We start from the raw sequence: 14,280 nt of genomic DNA on the forward strand, positions 1-14,280 counted from the left end.
AGTCTCCCGGGAAAGACAAAGGGCGCCCTAGTGGCCGGGGCGCCCTTCTCTAATTGCTGTCTGTGAAGAACTCTAGCGCCTAGACGCCTGCAACGACGGAGAAAACCAGTCCCATTGCCAGCAGGCAGACCAGTGTCCAGGTCGCCGCTCGCCAAATGTTGGCCTTCGGTTGACTTCGCATGATCGCTCCTTGTCAGCCGTTCACGCCGGATGCCTTTGGCGTTGCGCGCGCAGCACCCGGTATCAAAGCGTTAACCAGCCATTAAATGGTTGGCAAGCGGCGAAGATACAACACTCCCTGCCGTCCCACAGGGAAAATCGCTCCGGTGGAGCGATTTTAGGCAGGGAGGCCATGAGAGCTACGCTCGAATGGCAGGAGCAGCCAGCATGCTCCGCCCCTCAGAACAACCCGAACCACAACCCCGCAATACCCAGGAACGCGAAGAACCCCACGATATCGGTGATCGTCGTCACGAACACCGCCGAGGCAATCGCCGGGTCGGCCTTGAACTTGTCGAGCATCACCGGGATCAGGATGCCTGCCGTGCCAGCCACGATCAGGTTGGTGATCATCGCCAGCGCAATCACGATGCCGAGCTGCAGGTCATTGAAGCGCAGCCAGGTCACTATCCCGATCAGGAAAGCGAAAATGATGCCGTTGGCCAGGCCCACCACCATTTCGCGTGTCACCAGCCGGCGCAACCGCCGCCCGTCCAGTTCACGCATCGCAATGGCGCGCACGGTAACGGTCATGGTCTGCGTACCGGCATTGCCGCCCATCGAGGCGACGATCGGCATCAGCACGGCCAGCGCCACCATCTGCTCGATGGTCGCATCGAACAGCCCGATGACCAGCGACACGCCCACCGCGGCAAACAGGTTGATCACCAGCCACGGCACACGGCTGCGCACGGTATCGAAGGTGGAGTCCGAAATATCCTCGTCGCCCACGCCGGCCAGCAGCTTGATGTCCTCGTCGGCTTCCTCATGGATCACGTCCACGATGTCGTCGATGGTGAGCACGCCGACCAGTCGCTTGCTCTCGTCGATAACGCCCACTTCCACCAAGTCGTAGCGCTCGAAGTCGCGCGCCGCTTCTTCCTGGTCTTCCGCGGCGTCCACCAGCACGAAATTGGTGTTCATCAGCGTTTCGATCGACATCGAGCGCTGCGCCCGCAGGAACTTGTCGAGCGGAATGGTGCCCAGCACCTGATAGGACGCGTCCACCACGTAGATCTGGTAGAATTCATCCGGCAGGTCGGGTTCGGTGCGCAGGTAGTCGATGGTCTGGCCGACCGTCCAGAAGGGCGGAATGGCGATGAAATCGGTCTGCATCCGCCTTCCGGCGGAATCTTCGGGGAAATCCAGGCTTCGCTTGAGGCTGAGCCGCTCGAAGGTCGGCAGCTTGGCCAGAACTTCGTCGCGGTCGTGCTGCTCGAGGTCTTCCAGAATGGTGACGGCGTCGTCGTTGTCGAGGCCGCTAACGCCGCGCGCGATTTCCGCGTTCGGCAATTCGTCCATCAGCTCGACGCGAACCGACTCGTCGACTTCGGTCAGCGCCGAATAGTCGAATCGGTCGCCCAGCAGCCGCACCAGGTGCAGGCGCTCGTCGGCATCGAGGGATTCGAGCACGTCACCCACGTCAGACGCGTGCAGCGGCTCCATGACCGTTGCAACATCGTCGTCCCGACTCGCAGCCAAATAGGCGCGAAGGCGTTCAAGCCAGAGCGGACTGATCCGGTCTTCGCTGTCGCGGAACGCATTGGGGTCAATCCCGGCCTCTTGGCCGGGCGCGATCTCGGGATCTGTGCTCATTGGGGGCCCTTGTGTGTCCGGGGTTTCGGGGGCGGCCCAAGCTGTAAACAATCGAATTCGGATGCGCCAGACCAAGAAATACGAAATTGAGGGGGTACCGAAATGTCCATCGATCTCGACCAGGTTTTCACCCGCATCGAAAAACTGGCGCATTCCCGCTCCCTGCCCGAGCTGGATCGCAACACCAGCTACGGCACGCCATCGCTGAAGGTTCGCGACCGCACCTTCGCCCGGCTCCTCGACGAAGCCACCCTCGTTCTGCTCTGCCCGCACGAGCAGAAAGCCCTGCTGATGGAAATCTCGCCCCACATCTATTTCGAGACCGACCACTATGTCGGCTATCCGGCCGTGCTGGTCCGTCTCGACGCGATCTCGGATGAAGAACTGTCACTGCGGCTGGAGGATTCCTGGCGCTTCAAGGCACCAAGGAAGCTGGCCGACATGCGCGCCACCCCGATTTCAGGCGACTAGCCAAGCGCACAACGCCGCCGCTCCCGCAGGCGGGCATCTCACTTGAAACGCCTAGCCTCGCGCTAGATCTCGGCCCACATCGCCGAAACCAGCGCCCAGAGCAGCACGGCCATTCCGGCAACAAGCCCGCTGCGTGGCTTCTGCCGGGCCCCCACCGGCCTGTTGCCGGTCAATGGGGCGTGGGTGCCATCGTGCATCGTAAACTCCCAGGTGGGGTTCCTAGCTGCTCCGATGATGCGCCTGGCGGGCACGCGACTCAATATGGCTGTCTTCACGGTGTCCGGAGGCCATCTGCCCCCCCCCCTTGGGGCCACCAGCCGCAACTTCGCCCCATTGGAGGATTTTGCTCACGGGTCTGTGAGGGCAGATCAATCAACGGGTCCAAACCCAAGGAGATCCCATGTCACGAAGACTTCTCGCGCCCCTGGCCGTCCTTGTCGCCCTAATCCTGGCCGCCTGCGGCAGCGATACGCCTCCCGCCAACGACACGGCGCCTCCGGCAGATTCGGCACCCGCCACCACCCCGGTCACGCCCCCGCCTGCAAACTGATCCGGAAAACAAAAAGGCCGCCCCGAAGGGCGGCCTATTTCGTATCTCATCCGAAGATGAATGGTGCGGTCGAGAAGACTCGAACTTCCACGTCTTGCGACACAGCGACCTCAACGCTGCGCGTCTACCAATTCCGCCACGACCGCACACTTTGGTAGAGCCTCACCCTGGTTGGGCGAAGCGAGTGGGGATTTAGCAAAGGAATTTGCCAACCTCAAGCGCTTAAATCGAAATTTCGAAATGAGCCTGTGGAGAGCTTTCTCTCTATCCCCACGGAAGTGCCGAAATCCGGGCGTCTCCCGGCGAGGAGACATGCAAAATTAGTGTGGCTTAGCCCCGCCGGAAGATCTTTTCGGTGACCTGCACCCGCAGATGGCCGTCCTCAACGCTCACCTCTCCATGCGCAATCAGCGTATTGTTCGCATAAATGTTGAGCGGATCGTTCTCGGTGGCGTCCAATTCGATCACCGCGCCGCGTCCCATGCGCAGCAGGTGATGAATCGGCATCACAGTCGCGCCCAGCTCGACGGTGATGTTCACTTCAATATTGTCTAGTGTGCTCATAAGTAAGTACGGAACCCGCTCAGGCGCGCGAAGGCGCAGCCGCTCAATCTGATACGCCAACTCTCCGGCAGGCATGGTTATGGAAGTGTTAACAACAGGCGAACCAATCTGCGAAAGTCGTAACAAACTGGCACGCCCTGATGGCAGGCCGGTCCAATGGATCATTTCGCCTGATTCCGTGCCCTACCCCCTGGCGCTCGATGCGATGCGTAACCGCGCGTCTGCCATTGCCGCCGGCACCGCCGAGGAAGCCATCTGGCTGCTTGAGCATCCCCCGCTCTACACCGCCGGCACCTCCGCCTTGCCCGAAGACCTGCTTTCCGACCGTTTCCCGGTCTATGACGCCGGCCGCGGCGGGCAATACACCTATCATGGCCCAGGCCAGCGGGTGGCCTATGTCATGCTCGACCTCACTCAGCGCGGGCGCGATATCCGCTGCCTGGTGAAGGGCCTCGAATCCTGGGTCATCGACACCCTTGCCGCGCACAACATCACCGGCGAACGCCGCGAGGGCCGCATCGGCGTCTGGGTCAAGCGCCCGGACAAGGGCGTGCTCAGCGAAGACAAGATCGCCGCCATCGGGGTTCGCGTCTCCAAATGGGTGACCTTCCATGGCATCTCGCTGAACATCATGCCCGACCTGGGCCACTATGACGGCATCGTTCCCTGCGGCATCACCGATCAGGGCGTCACCAGCTTTGAAGATCTGGGCCAGCTGGTGTCGATGCCGGAAGTCGATAGCGTGCTGCGGACCATGTTCGAGCGCCAGTTCGGCCCCACCATTACTGCTGACGAGCAAAGTCTTGTCAGCGGCATTTCCCATAGCCAAGTTGCGTAGCACTAGAATCGCGCCCCGGAGGACGAGATGACGCTGGACGACCTAAAACGCCTGTTCACCCGCCAGACCCTGTTCCGGCTCGATGCGATCCTCTCGCCCAAGCTGGTGCCGATCCTCTACGCGCTGGGGCTCGCCGCTATCCTGCTCTGGGCCGTCAGCCATCTGTTCTGGAGCTTCGGCTTTGGCTTCGGCAATGGCCTGTGGGGCCTGCTGGAGATCGCCGTATTCGGCCTGCTCGCCTTTGTCGGCCTGCGTATCGGCAGCGAAGCGCTGCTGGTGTGGTTCAAGGCCCATGAGGCCAGCGGGGAAACGGTCAACCGCTCGCGCTATTCGGCTTCCCTGCTCGATGAAGTGCGCGACGCCATCCGCGACCTCGCCGAGGAAGGCGAGGACATCGACTATGCCGAGGCCGATGAATACATCACCCCGGCTACTGAACCCGCCCCCTATGTGCCGCCGGTAACGCCCGCAGCGCCAGTCGCTGCCACCGAGACCACCCGCAGCCCGGCCACCGCTTCTGGCGAAGTCTTCAAGCCCCGCCGCACCGCCAAGCGGACCCCGCCACCCAAGGCCTGACGCCAGGACACAGAATCAAAAAAGGCCGCCGGAACAACATGTTCGGCGGCCTTTTCGATTCAATCTGCCAGCGGCTTACTTCTTGTCGAAGGCCCAGGCACCGGGGCCGGCGAACACGATGTAACCGAAGATGAAGCAGAACAGCACGGCAGCGTCGCCGAAATTGCCGACCGGCCAGACACCCATCGGCGCATGGCCGATCCAATAGGCGACGGCCATCATGCCGCAGAGGATGAAGGCGACGGGGCGCGTGGCGAAACCGACCAGGATAAGCAGGCCGCCCACCAGTTCGAGAATGCCGGCAACCAGCATCAGGCCTTCGGTCGGGCCCTGCGCTGCGACGGGGAAGCCGAACAGCTTCTGCGTGCCATGGGCGATGAACAGCCAGGCGGTGACGATGCGCAAAATGCCAAGGGCGTGCGGGGTATAGGAAGAGAGACGGTCAAACATATGTGTGCTCGTGAATACGGTATTGCGGCACGCCGACGGAGCGCCTTGGAGGAAACCCACCTAAAGCATTCCCATGACAGACAGAACTGTTCCCGGCGCGGACGCACTGTTCGCTAAAACTGCCGATTGGGCAACCGGCAGTGCGTCATCATCGGCAGGCCTGCCCCGCGCCCTGCGGGAGGCAGTCACATTGCGTAACCGTCAATTATTCTGTATGACGCCCGCAATCATTTCCCACATCGGAACTCTCGCTCACATGAGCCAAGCGCCAAAAATTGGCCTCGTCAGCCTCGGCTGCCCAAAAGCCCTCGTCGATAGCGAGCGCATCATGTCGACCCTGCGCTCGCAGGGTTACTCGTTCAGCCGCGACTATGCCGGCGCCGACATCGTGCTCGTAAATACCTGCGGTTTCCTTGATTCCGCCAAGCAGGAATCGCTGGAAGCCATTGGCGAAGCCCTCAACGAGAACGGTCGCGTGATCGTTACGGGTTGCCTCGGCGTCGAGGAAGAACTCATCCGCAAGACTCACCCTTCGGTGCTCGCCATTTCCGGCCCGCACCAATACGAGAACGTGGTCAGCGCGGTGCATGAGCATCTGCCGCCCGTGCCCAACAAGTTTGTCGACCTGGTCCCCGAGACCGGCCTCAAGCTGACCCCGCGGCACTACGCGTATCTGAAGATTTCCGAAGGCTGCAACAATCGCTGCTCCTTCTGCATCATCCCGCAGATTCGCGGCGACCTCGCCTCGCGTCCGGCTGCCGGCATCCTGGGCGAAGCCGAAGGCCTGATCCGTTCGGGCGTCAAGGAACTGCTGGTCATCTCGCAGGACACCAGCGCCTATGGCGTCGACATCAAGTATGCCGAATCCAATTACCGTGGCCGTCCGGTCAAGGCGAAGTTCTATGACCTCGCCAAGGAACTGGGCCAGCTCGGCGCCTGGGTCCGCCTGCACTACGTCTACCCCTATCCCCATGTCGACGCGATCATGGAACTGATGGCCGACGGTCTGGTGCTGCCTTATCTCGATATTCCGTTCCAGCACGCCTCTCCCAAGGTGCTCAAGGCCATGCGCCGCCCGGCCCACCAGGAAAAGACGCTGAATCGAATTCTCGACTGGAAGCGCCAAGTCCCTGATTTGACTGTGCGTTCCAACTTCATCGTCGGCTTCCCGGGCGAAACCGAAGAAGATTTCGAGATGATGCTCGACTTCATCGAGGAAGCCGAAATCGATCGCGCCGGCTGCTTCAAATACGAGCCCGTCACGGGCGCGCCTGCAAATGAGCTCGACGGCATTGTGCCCGACGAGGTCGCGCAGGAACGCTGGGAACAGCTGATGGAAGTCGCGCAGAATGTTTCTGCCGGCCAGCTTGCCAAGAAGGTCGGCCGCACCATCCAGGTGATCGTCGACGACGTTCAGCCCGAGGCCAACCGCGCCATCGCCCGTTCCAAGTGGGATGCGCCGGAGATCGACGGCCAGGTCATCATCGACAACGCCACCGGCATCAAGCCGGGCGACATGATCGACGTCACTGTCACCGATAGCGACGAATACGACCTGTTCGCAGAACCCGTCAAAGCCGTGAACTAACAACGGCTTACCCAAGCTTCCGGACTCAATTCAAAAGGCGCCGCTTCTCCAGCGGCGCCTTTTGCACATTCCCATCCCTACCCGCTCGGGCGCTACCCCGCCGCGAACTTTACCCGCTGCTCCTCGTCGAGCGGCGATGGCAGGTTTTCCAGCACATAGGGCAATCGGTCGAGCGACTGAGCCCGCGCAAAATACCACCCCTGCATGGAATCGCAGCCGAGCGAGCGCAGCATCTCGCACTGCTCGCGCGTCTCCACCCCCTCAGCCGTCACCAGCTTGCCCATGCCGTGGGCGATATCGATAGTTCCGCGCACGATCGCCAGGTCATCCGAATTGTCGGTCAGGTTGGCGATGAAAGTCCGGTCGATCTTGATCCGGTCGATCGGCATGCGCCGCAGGTGCGAGAGGCTGGCGAAGCCCGTTCCGAAATCGTCGAGCGCCACTTCCACCCCCGCCCCATGCAGCCGGCTGATCCGCCGCTCGATATCGGCAAAGTCGCGACCCAGGAACACGCCCTCGGTCACTTCCACGCAGAATCGGCTGGGCGATATGCCGGTGCGCGCGATCAGTTCGAAGAACCGGTCGATGAACTGGTCAGACCGGAAATCGGCATTGGTCACATTGATGGCGATGCGGCTGACCGGAATGCCCCGCGCGATGATGGTCTGCATGTCATCCATGGCCGTCTCCAGCACCAGCATGCCCAGAACGGCCATCAGCCCAGGGTCATTGAGGTCTGAGAGGAAGCTACCCGGCGTAAGCAGCCCCTTTTCGGGATGCTGCCACCGCAGCAGCCCCTCGAGCGACACCTGCCCGCCCGGAACAACGGGAACCACCGGCTGGTAATGCAGCAGGAACTGACCCAGATCGAGCCCGTCCTCGATCGCCTGCACCAGTTCGCTCCGCCGGTCCGCCACATCGCGCAGGCGCTGCACGAAAAAGCTCGCCTGGTCGCGCCCCAGTTTCTTGGCCCGGTAGAGGGCAAGGTCGGCGTTCTTGAACAGCTCTTCCACCGTCTCGGCATTCTGCGGCGAAGCGGCCACGCCAATGCTCGCCGTGCACCTGCGGGTGACACCGCCCAGAAGGGCCGGCTCGCGCAACACACTGAGCGCGTCATTGACCAGCGTAAGCGCCTCGGCCGGTTCCTTCCCCGTCAGCACGATACCGAACTCGTCGCCACCAAGGCGAGCCACGAAAATGCCGTGCCCTGCAAGGGCGCTGAGCCGCTCGCTGGCGATGCGCAGCAGCCGGTCGCCCACATCGTGCCCGAACGAGTCGTTGATTTCCTTGAACGCATCAAGGTCCACCAGCGCGAGATAGACGGCCTCGTTCATCTCGGCGGCCTCCTGCAGCGCCTCGTCGAGGTATTCCTGAAAGCGCCGCCGGTTGGGAATACCCGTCAGTGCGTCGACATTGACCACCTGGCGCAGCTTTTGCTCGGCCTCGCGCCGGGCGGTAATGTCAAAGCGGATGGCGGTGTAGCTATCGACCTTGCCGCGCTTGCCGACATGGGGAACGATCGTAGTATCCACCCAATACAGCGAGCCGTTCTTGCGTCGGTTACAAATTTCACCGTGCCACACTGCGCCATTGGCGATGGTGCGATACATCTCACGGAAGAAGGCTTTGTCATGCATGCCGGAATGCAGCATGCGGTGGTTTCCGCCCACCAGCTCCTCGCGGCTATAGCCGCTGATCTCGCAGAATTTGCTGTTTACGAAGGTGATCTCCCCTCGCACGTCGGTCATCGCCACGATGGCTGCGCTGTCCAGCGCATAGCGGACGAATTCCATTTCGCTCGAAAATGGAATGACGGAGGTATTCTGCATGCTTTCGACCTATCAATCGGACGTCCCCGGCCATTCTGGCCGGCGTGCCTCTCCCGCCTTGGGCGAGGGGCCAATCTAACCTATTGGGTCCAACTATTAATTTGCCCCAACCAGCGGGCCGGCTTTGCACCTTGAATCGGCGATTTGCGGGCACCGCGCGAAAATGTCGCGCAGTCCTGCGGCCCCGCGAGACTGCGCTAGCGGCCCCCATGCGACGCCACGCGCGAAACCCTTGTATTCTCTGGTGCCTGTGCCACGCTCAACCGTGTTGTGAGTCCCATTGAGGAGGAGAACACATGGGAATTGATGGCGTAGGCTGGTTGGCTGCAATCATCATTGGCGGTGTTGCAGGCTGGCTGGCAAATCAGTTCATGAAGAGCAATACCGGACTTCTCATGAACATTATCCTCGGCATCGTGGGTGCGGTGCTCGCCAGCCTGTTGCTTGGCGTGCTCGGCATTTCTTTTGCCGGCTGGCTCGGATACCTGATCGCCGGCTTTGTCGGCGCCTGCATCATCATCGGTATTGCGCGCGCCGTAGCGCGTTAGTCACCACGGGCCGGTCGCCGCTGGCGGTCGGCCACTCCGAAACGAAATCGCGCCGCGGGACGAGTTTGCGCAATAGCATTGCCGCTCCAGTTACCGGCTAGAATTAGTCATCCGATACAAGCATTTAGCCCTTTACGACCCAATCAGGGCCGTTCCATCACCGCTGCCAACGTCACTCTCAATCGTTGGAAGCAGCGTCGCATGAACAAGTTCTTCTCCACCGCGGTAGCCGTTCTCGCCCTCGGCACTGCACCGGCTTTCGCCCAGCCCACCGACATCCTCAACGTCTCCTACGACATTGGCCGCGAGCTGTTTGAGGCCGTGAACGCCGACTTCGTTCCCGCCTATGCCGCAAGCTCGGGCGCGACCATCACCGTCAACCAGTCCCATGCCGGCTCCTCCGCTCAGGCCCGCGCCATTCTCGAAGGCCTGCAGGCCGATCTCGTGACCTTCAACCAGGTCACCGACGTGCAGAAGCTGGCCGACGAAGGTTTCGTCTCGGCCAACTGGAAGGAAGAATTCCCCAACAACGCCTCGCCCTACTATTCGCTGCCCGCCTTCCTCGTGCGCGCCGGCAATCCCAAGGGCATCAAGGATTGGGCCGATCTCTCGCGCGACGACGTCGCTGTGATCTTCCCGAACCCCAAGACCTCGGGCAACGCCCGCTACACCTACCTGGCCGCCCGCGCCTGGGCTAACGAAGCCTTTGCTGGCGACGAAGCTCAGGTCGAAGCCTACCTGACCAAGGTCTTCTCCAACGTCCCCGTCTTCGAAACCGGCGGCCGCGGCGCCACCACCGCCTTCACCGAGCGCGAGCTGGGCGACGTGCTGATCACCTTCGAAGCCGAAGTGCAGGGCATCCGCAAGCAGCTTGGCACCGACAAGTATGACGCCGTCGTTCCCTCGATCAGCCTGCTGGCCGAATTCCCCGTCGCGGTGGTCGACAAGGTCGCCGATGCCCGCGGCAGCCAGCAGATCGCGACCGATTACCTGAACTACCTCTATTCGCCCGAAGGCCAGGAAATCCTCGCCACCAACTTCAACCGCGTCCATGACGAAGGCGTCGCCGCCGCCCACGCCGCCGATTTCCCGCCCGTGCGCCTCGTGACCGTTGAAGACGTCTATGGCGGCTGGGCCAAGGTCACCACCGAGCACTTCGCCGACGGCGGCCTGCTCGACCGGGTCTTCCTCAACCAGTAACCACCCGCCCCGACCTGCCTCCCTCCCCATACGTGGGGAGGGCCAATACCGGCGTGGCCCCGTACCACGCCAAATTCACATAAGGGAACACGATGACATCGCGACGCAGCAAGCACCTGTTGCCCGGATTCGGGCTGACGCTTGGCGTCTCCATGCTCTATCTGACCATTATCATCGCCCTGCCCCTGTTCGCCATGCTCCTCAAAGTCGGCGGGATGGGCTGGGAAGAATTCTGGCGCATCGTCTCGTCCAATCGCGCACAGGCGGCCTATCGCATCACCTTCAGCTCGGCTTTGGCCGCCACCGTCTTCAACGGCGCCTTTGGCCTGCTGCTCGCCTGGGTGCTGACCCGCTACAGCTTCCCGGGAAAGCGCCTGCTCGATGCGCTGGTCGACCTCCCCTTCGCCCTGCCCACCGCCGTGGCGGGCCTCGTTCTGGTGACCCTCTTCTCCAAGACCGGCTGGTATGGCCAGTTCCTTGAACCCAACGGCATCAAGGTCAACTACACCCAGATCGGCATCATCGTTGCCATGACCTTCACCTCGATCCCCTTCGTGGTGCGCACGGTCCAGCCGGTGCTCGAGGAAATCCAGGTCGATCTCGAGGAAGCCGCCCGGACCCTGGGCGCAACCCGCTGGCAAACTTTTGCCCGCGTGATCTGGCCCACCATCCTGCCCGCCTTCATGGCCGGATGCGTGCTGTCCTTCGCGCGGTCGCTGGGCGAGTTCGGCGCCGTGGTCTTCATCGCCGGCAACCTGCCCGGCCAGACCGAGATCGTCTCGCTGCTGATCTTCATCCGCCTGGACGAATACAACTACCAAGGCGCAGCCGCATTGGCCTTCGTGCTGCTGCTCGCCGCCTTCCTTACGCTCCTCGCCACCAACGCCCTGCAGGCCTGGCAGGTGCGCTACGCCGATCGGAGCCGCTGATGAGCACCAAAGCCCACACCCGCTCATCGGGCGAAATCGCATTGATCGCCCTCACTTTCGTGCTCGCGGCCCTGATGCTTGTCGTGCCGCTGGCGCTGATCTTCGCTTTCGCCCTGCGCGAAGGTCTCGGCGTCTATTTTGCCAATATCCTCGAGCCCAACACGCTCCACTCCATCGGCCTGACCGTGCTCACGGCCGTTATCGTGGTCCCCATCAATATCGTCATCGGCGTCTGCATCGCCTGGCTGGTGACGCGCTTCCGCTTCCGCGGCCGCAACGTGCTGATCACCCTGATCGAGCTGCCCGCCGCCGTCAGCCCCATCGTCGCCGGCGTGGTCTATCTCTTCCTCTATGGCGGACAGGGTCTGCTGGGCCCGCTGCTCGCCGGCGCCAATATCCAGCTGATGTTCACCGTCACTGCCATCGTGCTGGTGAGCCTTTTCGTCACCGCGCCCTTCGTCGCCCGCGAATTGATTCCCCTGATGCAGCAGCAGGGTACCGAGGATGAGGAAGCCGCACTCTCGCTCGGCGCTAGCGGCTGGCAGATGTTCTGGCACGTCACCCTGCCCAATATCCGCTGGGCCATCATTTATGGTGCCATTCTCACCAATGCGCGCGTGATGGGCGAGTTCGGCGCGGTTTCCGTGGTCTCGGGGTCCATCCGCGGCCAGACCAACACCCTGCCCCTCCAGATCAGCCAGCTGTTCAACGACTTCAACGTCACCGGCGCCTTCGCCGCCGCCTCGACGCTGGCCCTGATGGCCGTCCTCACCCTGGTCCTGAAATCCGGCCTCGAAGCCAGGGGCTGGCGTTAAGCGCTACCCTAGGCCGCCGCGTCCTGCGACACCGCGAACATTGCGGCCATCACGTCCGATTGGGTCAGCATGCCCACCAGCTTGCCATCGGCATCAACCACCGGCAGGTGATGCAGCCCCGCATCGGCCATCAGCGGCACGATCTGGGCGATGTGGGTTTCGGGTAATGCGGCGGTTACCGGCGCACTCATCACGTCTTCCACCCGCCCCTTGAGCTGGCTGCGCAGTGACGGCATCCGCCACCCCGCCTCCGGCACGCCCCAATCGGCTTTGTCGAGCAGGTCGGTCTGGGTCAGGATGCCGATAACCCGGTTGTCGAGATCCACCACGGGCAGCGCCTTGATGTGATGCTCCCGCAGGTGCCGCAGCGCCTCGCGCAAGCTCGTCTTGGGCCCCACCGCCTGCACGTCGCGGCTCATGATATCGGCGCAGGTCACCCCGCCCGAACGCCGGTCATAGGCGCGCCGTTCCGCCCGGTGCAGGATGGCTTCGAGATCATCGGTCGCCACCGGCATCACGATGTCATATTGCGCCAGCACCGCCGAAATATCGTCCTGCGTCACGCCAAGCCGTCCCGAGGGCAGCGGATCGGCCGTCTTGTGCGGGTTGCCGGGTACGGGCGCGAGGTGCGGATAGCGCCGCCCGGTGAGATTGTTGAACAGCAGCGCCGCCGCCAGCAGCAGCAGCGAATTGACCAGTACCGGCCAGATGACGAAACCATAACCGGCCGCCTGGATCGAGGGCCCACCCAGCACCGCCGTCAGCGCGATCGCGCCGCTGGGCGGATGCAGGCAGCGCAGCGCCATCATCAAAGCAATCGCCACGCTCACCGCCAGCCCCGCCGCCAATACAGGGTCGCCGACATAGCGGGCAAAGGTCACTCCGATAAGCGCCGCAATCGTATTGCCGCCGATGATCGACCACGGCTGCGCCAGCGGACTTGTCGGCACGGCAAACAGCAGCACCGCCGAAGCCCCCATCGGCGCCAGCAGCATCGGCACCCCGCCCCCCGGCCCCAGCGCCAGCCCGAGCACCGCTCCAGTCACTAGAATGCCGATCAGCGCCCCTATGGACGCCCGCAGCCGCTCGCCCCAGCTGACAGGAGCCAGGCCGGGCACAAACCGCTTGATGAAGGGGATAAGTCGAGACATTGCCGGGGATGTATCAGGGCGCTCCCCATCCGCCAACCGCCAGCACGCATGCGATATTCCGAAGGTAAGCCCGCCAGGGAAAATTCCTTGCGCGGGGGTCGAAGCACCTGTCCCCCACACCGCCCCTCTCCAACCCTCCCCACCCACCAGCGCTGCCCGCGGACTTGATCCGCGGGCCACTCTCCACCGCCACGCGCACGGCAAGAGGCCCACGGATCAAGTCCGTGGGCAGCATCGGTGGGAAGATGGCCTGGACGTACACAGTAGCCTCATGGTGAGGTGCGCCACTTGGCGCCTCGAACCACGAGGCGTTCCAATATGCCACCGCCCCCTACCGCCGCGTCGTAAACGCGAACCACACCGCCACCAGCGCCAGCAGTGCCGAAAGCGCCCGCCGGAAGGTGCGCTCATAGCTGGTATTGTTGAGCAGCGGCTCCAGAGTACCCGCCAGCACCACGATCATCGCGTGGATCACCGTCGCCACCCCCACATAGATGGCGGTCAGCGTCAGCGCCTGTGGGGCAATGGGCAGGTCGGCGGAAATGAACGTAGGCAGCACCGCCACATAGAACACGCCCGCCTTGGGATTGAGGATATTGGTCACCAGCCCACGGGTGAAGTAGCGCCCCAGCCCGCCCGGGGTCTGCTCTTCCGGCTCGCCCGCCGAGCGCCAGCCATCCCAGGCCAGATAGAGCAGGAAGATCACCCCGCCCCAGCGCAACCCTTCATAGAGCGGCGGCGAGGCTTGAATCAGTTCGGTTACCCCCAGCGCCGCGATCACCCCGATGATCGACAGCCCCAGCGCCACGCCGGCCACCGTGGCAAAGCCCACCTTGCGCCCTTCGCTCGCCGAAACCATCGCCAGATAGGTCATGTTGGGCCCCGGCGTCAGCTCGATGATGACGCAGGCCAGAAGGAACGACAGCGCGGTTCCAGGCAGCAGCGGCAACATGTCT

The 14,280-nt window shown here is 62.9% G+C and carries 16 protein-coding genes and 1 tRNA gene; 9 read left to right on the plus strand and 8 right to left on the minus strand.

What is annotated here, in order from left to right:
* Window positions 1-399 precede the first annotated feature (399 nt).
* Entirely contained in the window at window positions 400-1,815 is a 1,416-nt protein-coding gene (mgtE, locus tag ACZ5WT_RS16635; RefSeq protein WP_464284883.1) for a magnesium transporter, read from the minus strand.
* 102 nt (window positions 1,816-1,917) lie between these two features.
* Between mgtE and ACZ5WT_RS16640 the strand changes: the two genes are divergently transcribed.
* Window positions 1,918-2,286, plus strand: a complete 369-nt coding sequence (locus tag ACZ5WT_RS16640) for an MmcQ/YjbR family DNA-binding protein (RefSeq protein ID WP_464284884.1) — start codon at window positions 1,918-1,920, stop codon at window positions 2,284-2,286.
* Window positions 2,287-2,348: 62 nt separating this feature from the next.
* Here the strand turns inward: ACZ5WT_RS16640 and ACZ5WT_RS16645 are convergent, their stop codons facing one another.
* A complete protein-coding gene (locus ACZ5WT_RS16645; protein ID WP_464284885.1) occupies window positions 2,349-2,483 on the minus strand; it encodes a hypothetical protein in 135 nt (44 codons plus the stop codon).
* Between the two features lie 203 nt (window positions 2,484-2,686).
* On the opposite strand from ACZ5WT_RS16645, the gene ACZ5WT_RS16650 reads away from it, so the two are divergent.
* Window positions 2,687-2,836, plus strand: a complete 150-nt coding sequence (locus tag ACZ5WT_RS16650; protein WP_464284886.1) for a hypothetical protein — start codon at window positions 2,687-2,689, stop codon at window positions 2,834-2,836.
* A 61-nt stretch (window positions 2,837-2,897) separates the two neighbouring features.
* Here ACZ5WT_RS16650 and ACZ5WT_RS16655 read toward each other — a convergent pair.
* Window positions 2,898-2,982 (minus strand) — tRNA-Leu (locus ACZ5WT_RS16655).
* Window positions 2,983-3,166: 184 nt separating this feature from the next.
* Window positions 3,167-3,565: a FliM/FliN family flagellar motor switch protein gene (locus ACZ5WT_RS16660; RefSeq protein WP_464284887.1), complete on the minus strand. Its 399-nt coding sequence runs from the start codon at window positions 3,563-3,565 to the stop codon at window positions 3,167-3,169.
* On the opposite strand from ACZ5WT_RS16660, the gene lipB reads away from it, so the two are divergent.
* Both lipB and ACZ5WT_RS16670 read left to right on the plus strand, forming a co-directional pair.
* A complete protein-coding gene (gene lipB / locus ACZ5WT_RS16665; RefSeq protein ID WP_464284888.1) occupies window positions 3,480-4,238 on the plus strand; it encodes a lipoyl(octanoyl) transferase LipB in 759 nt (252 codons plus the stop codon). The two genes, ACZ5WT_RS16660 and lipB, sit on opposite strands and share 86 nt — an antisense overlap.
* Window positions 4,239-4,265: 27 nt before the next feature.
* The gene (locus ACZ5WT_RS16670; protein ID WP_464284889.1) at window positions 4,266-4,814 is read left to right on the plus strand and encodes a DUF4282 domain-containing protein; all 549 of its coding nucleotides are present in this window, start codon (window positions 4,266-4,268) and stop codon (window positions 4,812-4,814) included.
* Window positions 4,815-4,889: 75 nt separating this feature from the next.
* On the opposite strand, the gene ACZ5WT_RS16675 is transcribed toward ACZ5WT_RS16670, so the two are convergent.
* On the minus strand, window positions 4,890-5,264 hold the full coding sequence (locus ACZ5WT_RS16675) for a DoxX family protein (RefSeq protein WP_464284890.1): 375 nt from the start codon (window positions 5,262-5,264) through the stop codon (window positions 4,890-4,892).
* Window positions 5,265-5,520: 256 nt separating this feature from the next.
* On the opposite strand from ACZ5WT_RS16675, the gene rimO reads away from it, so the two are divergent.
* Window positions 5,521-6,852, plus strand: coding sequence for a 30S ribosomal protein S12 methylthiotransferase RimO (gene rimO / locus ACZ5WT_RS16680; protein WP_464284891.1), 1,332 nt, complete (start codon window positions 5,521-5,523; stop codon window positions 6,850-6,852).
* A gap of 92 nt (window positions 6,853-6,944) precedes the next feature.
* On the opposite strand, the gene ACZ5WT_RS16685 is transcribed toward rimO, so the two are convergent.
* Window positions 6,945-8,681 (minus strand): putative bifunctional diguanylate cyclase/phosphodiesterase, encoded by a 1,737-nt coding sequence (locus tag ACZ5WT_RS16685; protein ID WP_464284892.1) that lies wholly within the window; start codon window positions 8,679-8,681, stop codon window positions 6,945-6,947.
* A 296-nt stretch (window positions 8,682-8,977) separates the two neighbouring features.
* Here ACZ5WT_RS16685 and ACZ5WT_RS16690 point away from each other — a divergent pair, with 296 nt between their 5' ends.
* From ACZ5WT_RS16690 to cysW, 4 genes are all read left to right on the plus strand, one after another.
* Window positions 8,978-9,229, plus strand: a complete 252-nt coding sequence (locus ACZ5WT_RS16690; protein WP_464284893.1) for a GlsB/YeaQ/YmgE family stress response membrane protein — start codon at window positions 8,978-8,980, stop codon at window positions 9,227-9,229.
* 201 nt (window positions 9,230-9,430) lie between these two features.
* Window positions 9,431-10,429 (plus strand): thiosulfate ABC transporter substrate-binding protein CysP, encoded by a 999-nt coding sequence (gene cysP / locus ACZ5WT_RS16695; RefSeq protein ID WP_464284894.1) that lies wholly within the window; start codon window positions 9,431-9,433, stop codon window positions 10,427-10,429.
* Window positions 10,430-10,521: 92 nt separating this feature from the next.
* Window positions 10,522-11,358: a sulfate ABC transporter permease subunit CysT gene (cysT, locus tag ACZ5WT_RS16700; RefSeq protein WP_464284895.1), complete on the plus strand. Its 837-nt coding sequence runs from the start codon at window positions 10,522-10,524 to the stop codon at window positions 11,356-11,358.
* Complete coding sequence (cysW, locus tag ACZ5WT_RS16705) at window positions 11,358-12,173, plus strand: sulfate ABC transporter permease subunit CysW (RefSeq protein ID WP_464284896.1); 816 nt, start codon at window positions 11,358-11,360, stop codon at window positions 12,171-12,173. Before cysT ends, cysW begins: the two co-directional genes overlap by 1 nt.
* 8 nt (window positions 12,174-12,181) lie before the next feature.
* On the opposite strand, the gene ACZ5WT_RS16710 is transcribed toward cysW, so the two are convergent.
* Together ACZ5WT_RS16710 and ACZ5WT_RS16715 are read right to left on the minus strand one after the other, a co-directional pair.
* Window positions 12,182-13,324, minus strand: coding sequence for an HPP family protein (locus ACZ5WT_RS16710; protein WP_464284897.1), 1,143 nt, complete (start codon window positions 13,322-13,324; stop codon window positions 12,182-12,184).
* Window positions 13,325-13,655: 331 nt separating this feature from the next.
* Window positions 13,656-14,276 (minus strand): LysE family translocator, encoded by a 621-nt coding sequence (locus ACZ5WT_RS16715; RefSeq protein WP_464284898.1) that lies wholly within the window; start codon window positions 14,274-14,276, stop codon window positions 13,656-13,658.
* Between the last annotated feature and the right edge of the window lie 4 nt (window positions 14,277-14,280).

It is taken from the genome of Devosia sp. T2-14 (assembly GCF_055397495.1).

Bases quoted from the DNA above. Each gene is read 5' to 3' on its own strand.
- mgtE (WP_464284883.1), bottom strand. From the start codon at position 1,815: ATGAGCACAGATCCCGAGATCGCGCCCGGCCAAGAGGCCGGGATTGAC.
- ACZ5WT_RS16640 (WP_464284884.1), top strand. From the start codon at position 1,918: ATGTCCATCGATCTCGACCAGGTTTTCACCCGCATCGAAAAACTGGCG.
- ACZ5WT_RS16645 (WP_464284885.1), bottom strand. From the start codon at position 2,483: ATGCACGATGGCACCCACGCCCCATTGACCGGCAACAGGCCGGTGGGG.
- ACZ5WT_RS16650 (WP_464284886.1), top strand. From the start codon at position 2,687: ATGTCACGAAGACTTCTCGCGCCCCTGGCCGTCCTTGTCGCCCTAATC.
- lipB (WP_464284888.1), top strand. From the start codon at position 3,480: ATGGAAGTGTTAACAACAGGCGAACCAATCTGCGAAAGTCGTAACAAA.
- ACZ5WT_RS16660 (WP_464284887.1), bottom strand. From the start codon at position 3,565: ATGATCCATTGGACCGGCCTGCCATCAGGGCGTGCCAGTTTGTTACGA.
- ACZ5WT_RS16670 (WP_464284889.1), top strand. From the start codon at position 4,266: ATGACGCTGGACGACCTAAAACGCCTGTTCACCCGCCAGACCCTGTTC.
- ACZ5WT_RS16675 (WP_464284890.1), bottom strand. From the start codon at position 5,264: ATGTTTGACCGTCTCTCTTCCTATACCCCGCACGCCCTTGGCATTTTG.
- rimO (WP_464284891.1), top strand. From the start codon at position 5,521: ATGAGCCAAGCGCCAAAAATTGGCCTCGTCAGCCTCGGCTGCCCAAAA.
- ACZ5WT_RS16685 (WP_464284892.1), bottom strand. From the start codon at position 8,681: ATGCAGAATACCTCCGTCATTCCATTTTCGAGCGAAATGGAATTCGTC.
- ACZ5WT_RS16690 (WP_464284893.1), top strand. From the start codon at position 8,978: ATGGGAATTGATGGCGTAGGCTGGTTGGCTGCAATCATCATTGGCGGT.
- cysP (WP_464284894.1), top strand. From the start codon at position 9,431: ATGAACAAGTTCTTCTCCACCGCGGTAGCCGTTCTCGCCCTCGGCACT.
- cysT (WP_464284895.1), top strand. From the start codon at position 10,522: ATGACATCGCGACGCAGCAAGCACCTGTTGCCCGGATTCGGGCTGACG.
- cysW (WP_464284896.1), top strand. From the start codon at position 11,358: ATGAGCACCAAAGCCCACACCCGCTCATCGGGCGAAATCGCATTGATC.
- ACZ5WT_RS16710 (WP_464284897.1), bottom strand. From the start codon at position 13,324: ATGTCTCGACTTATCCCCTTCATCAAGCGGTTTGTGCCCGGCCTGGCT.
- ACZ5WT_RS16715 (WP_464284898.1), bottom strand. From the start codon at position 14,276: ATGTTGCCGCTGCTGCCTGGAACCGCGCTGTCGTTCCTTCTGGCCTGC.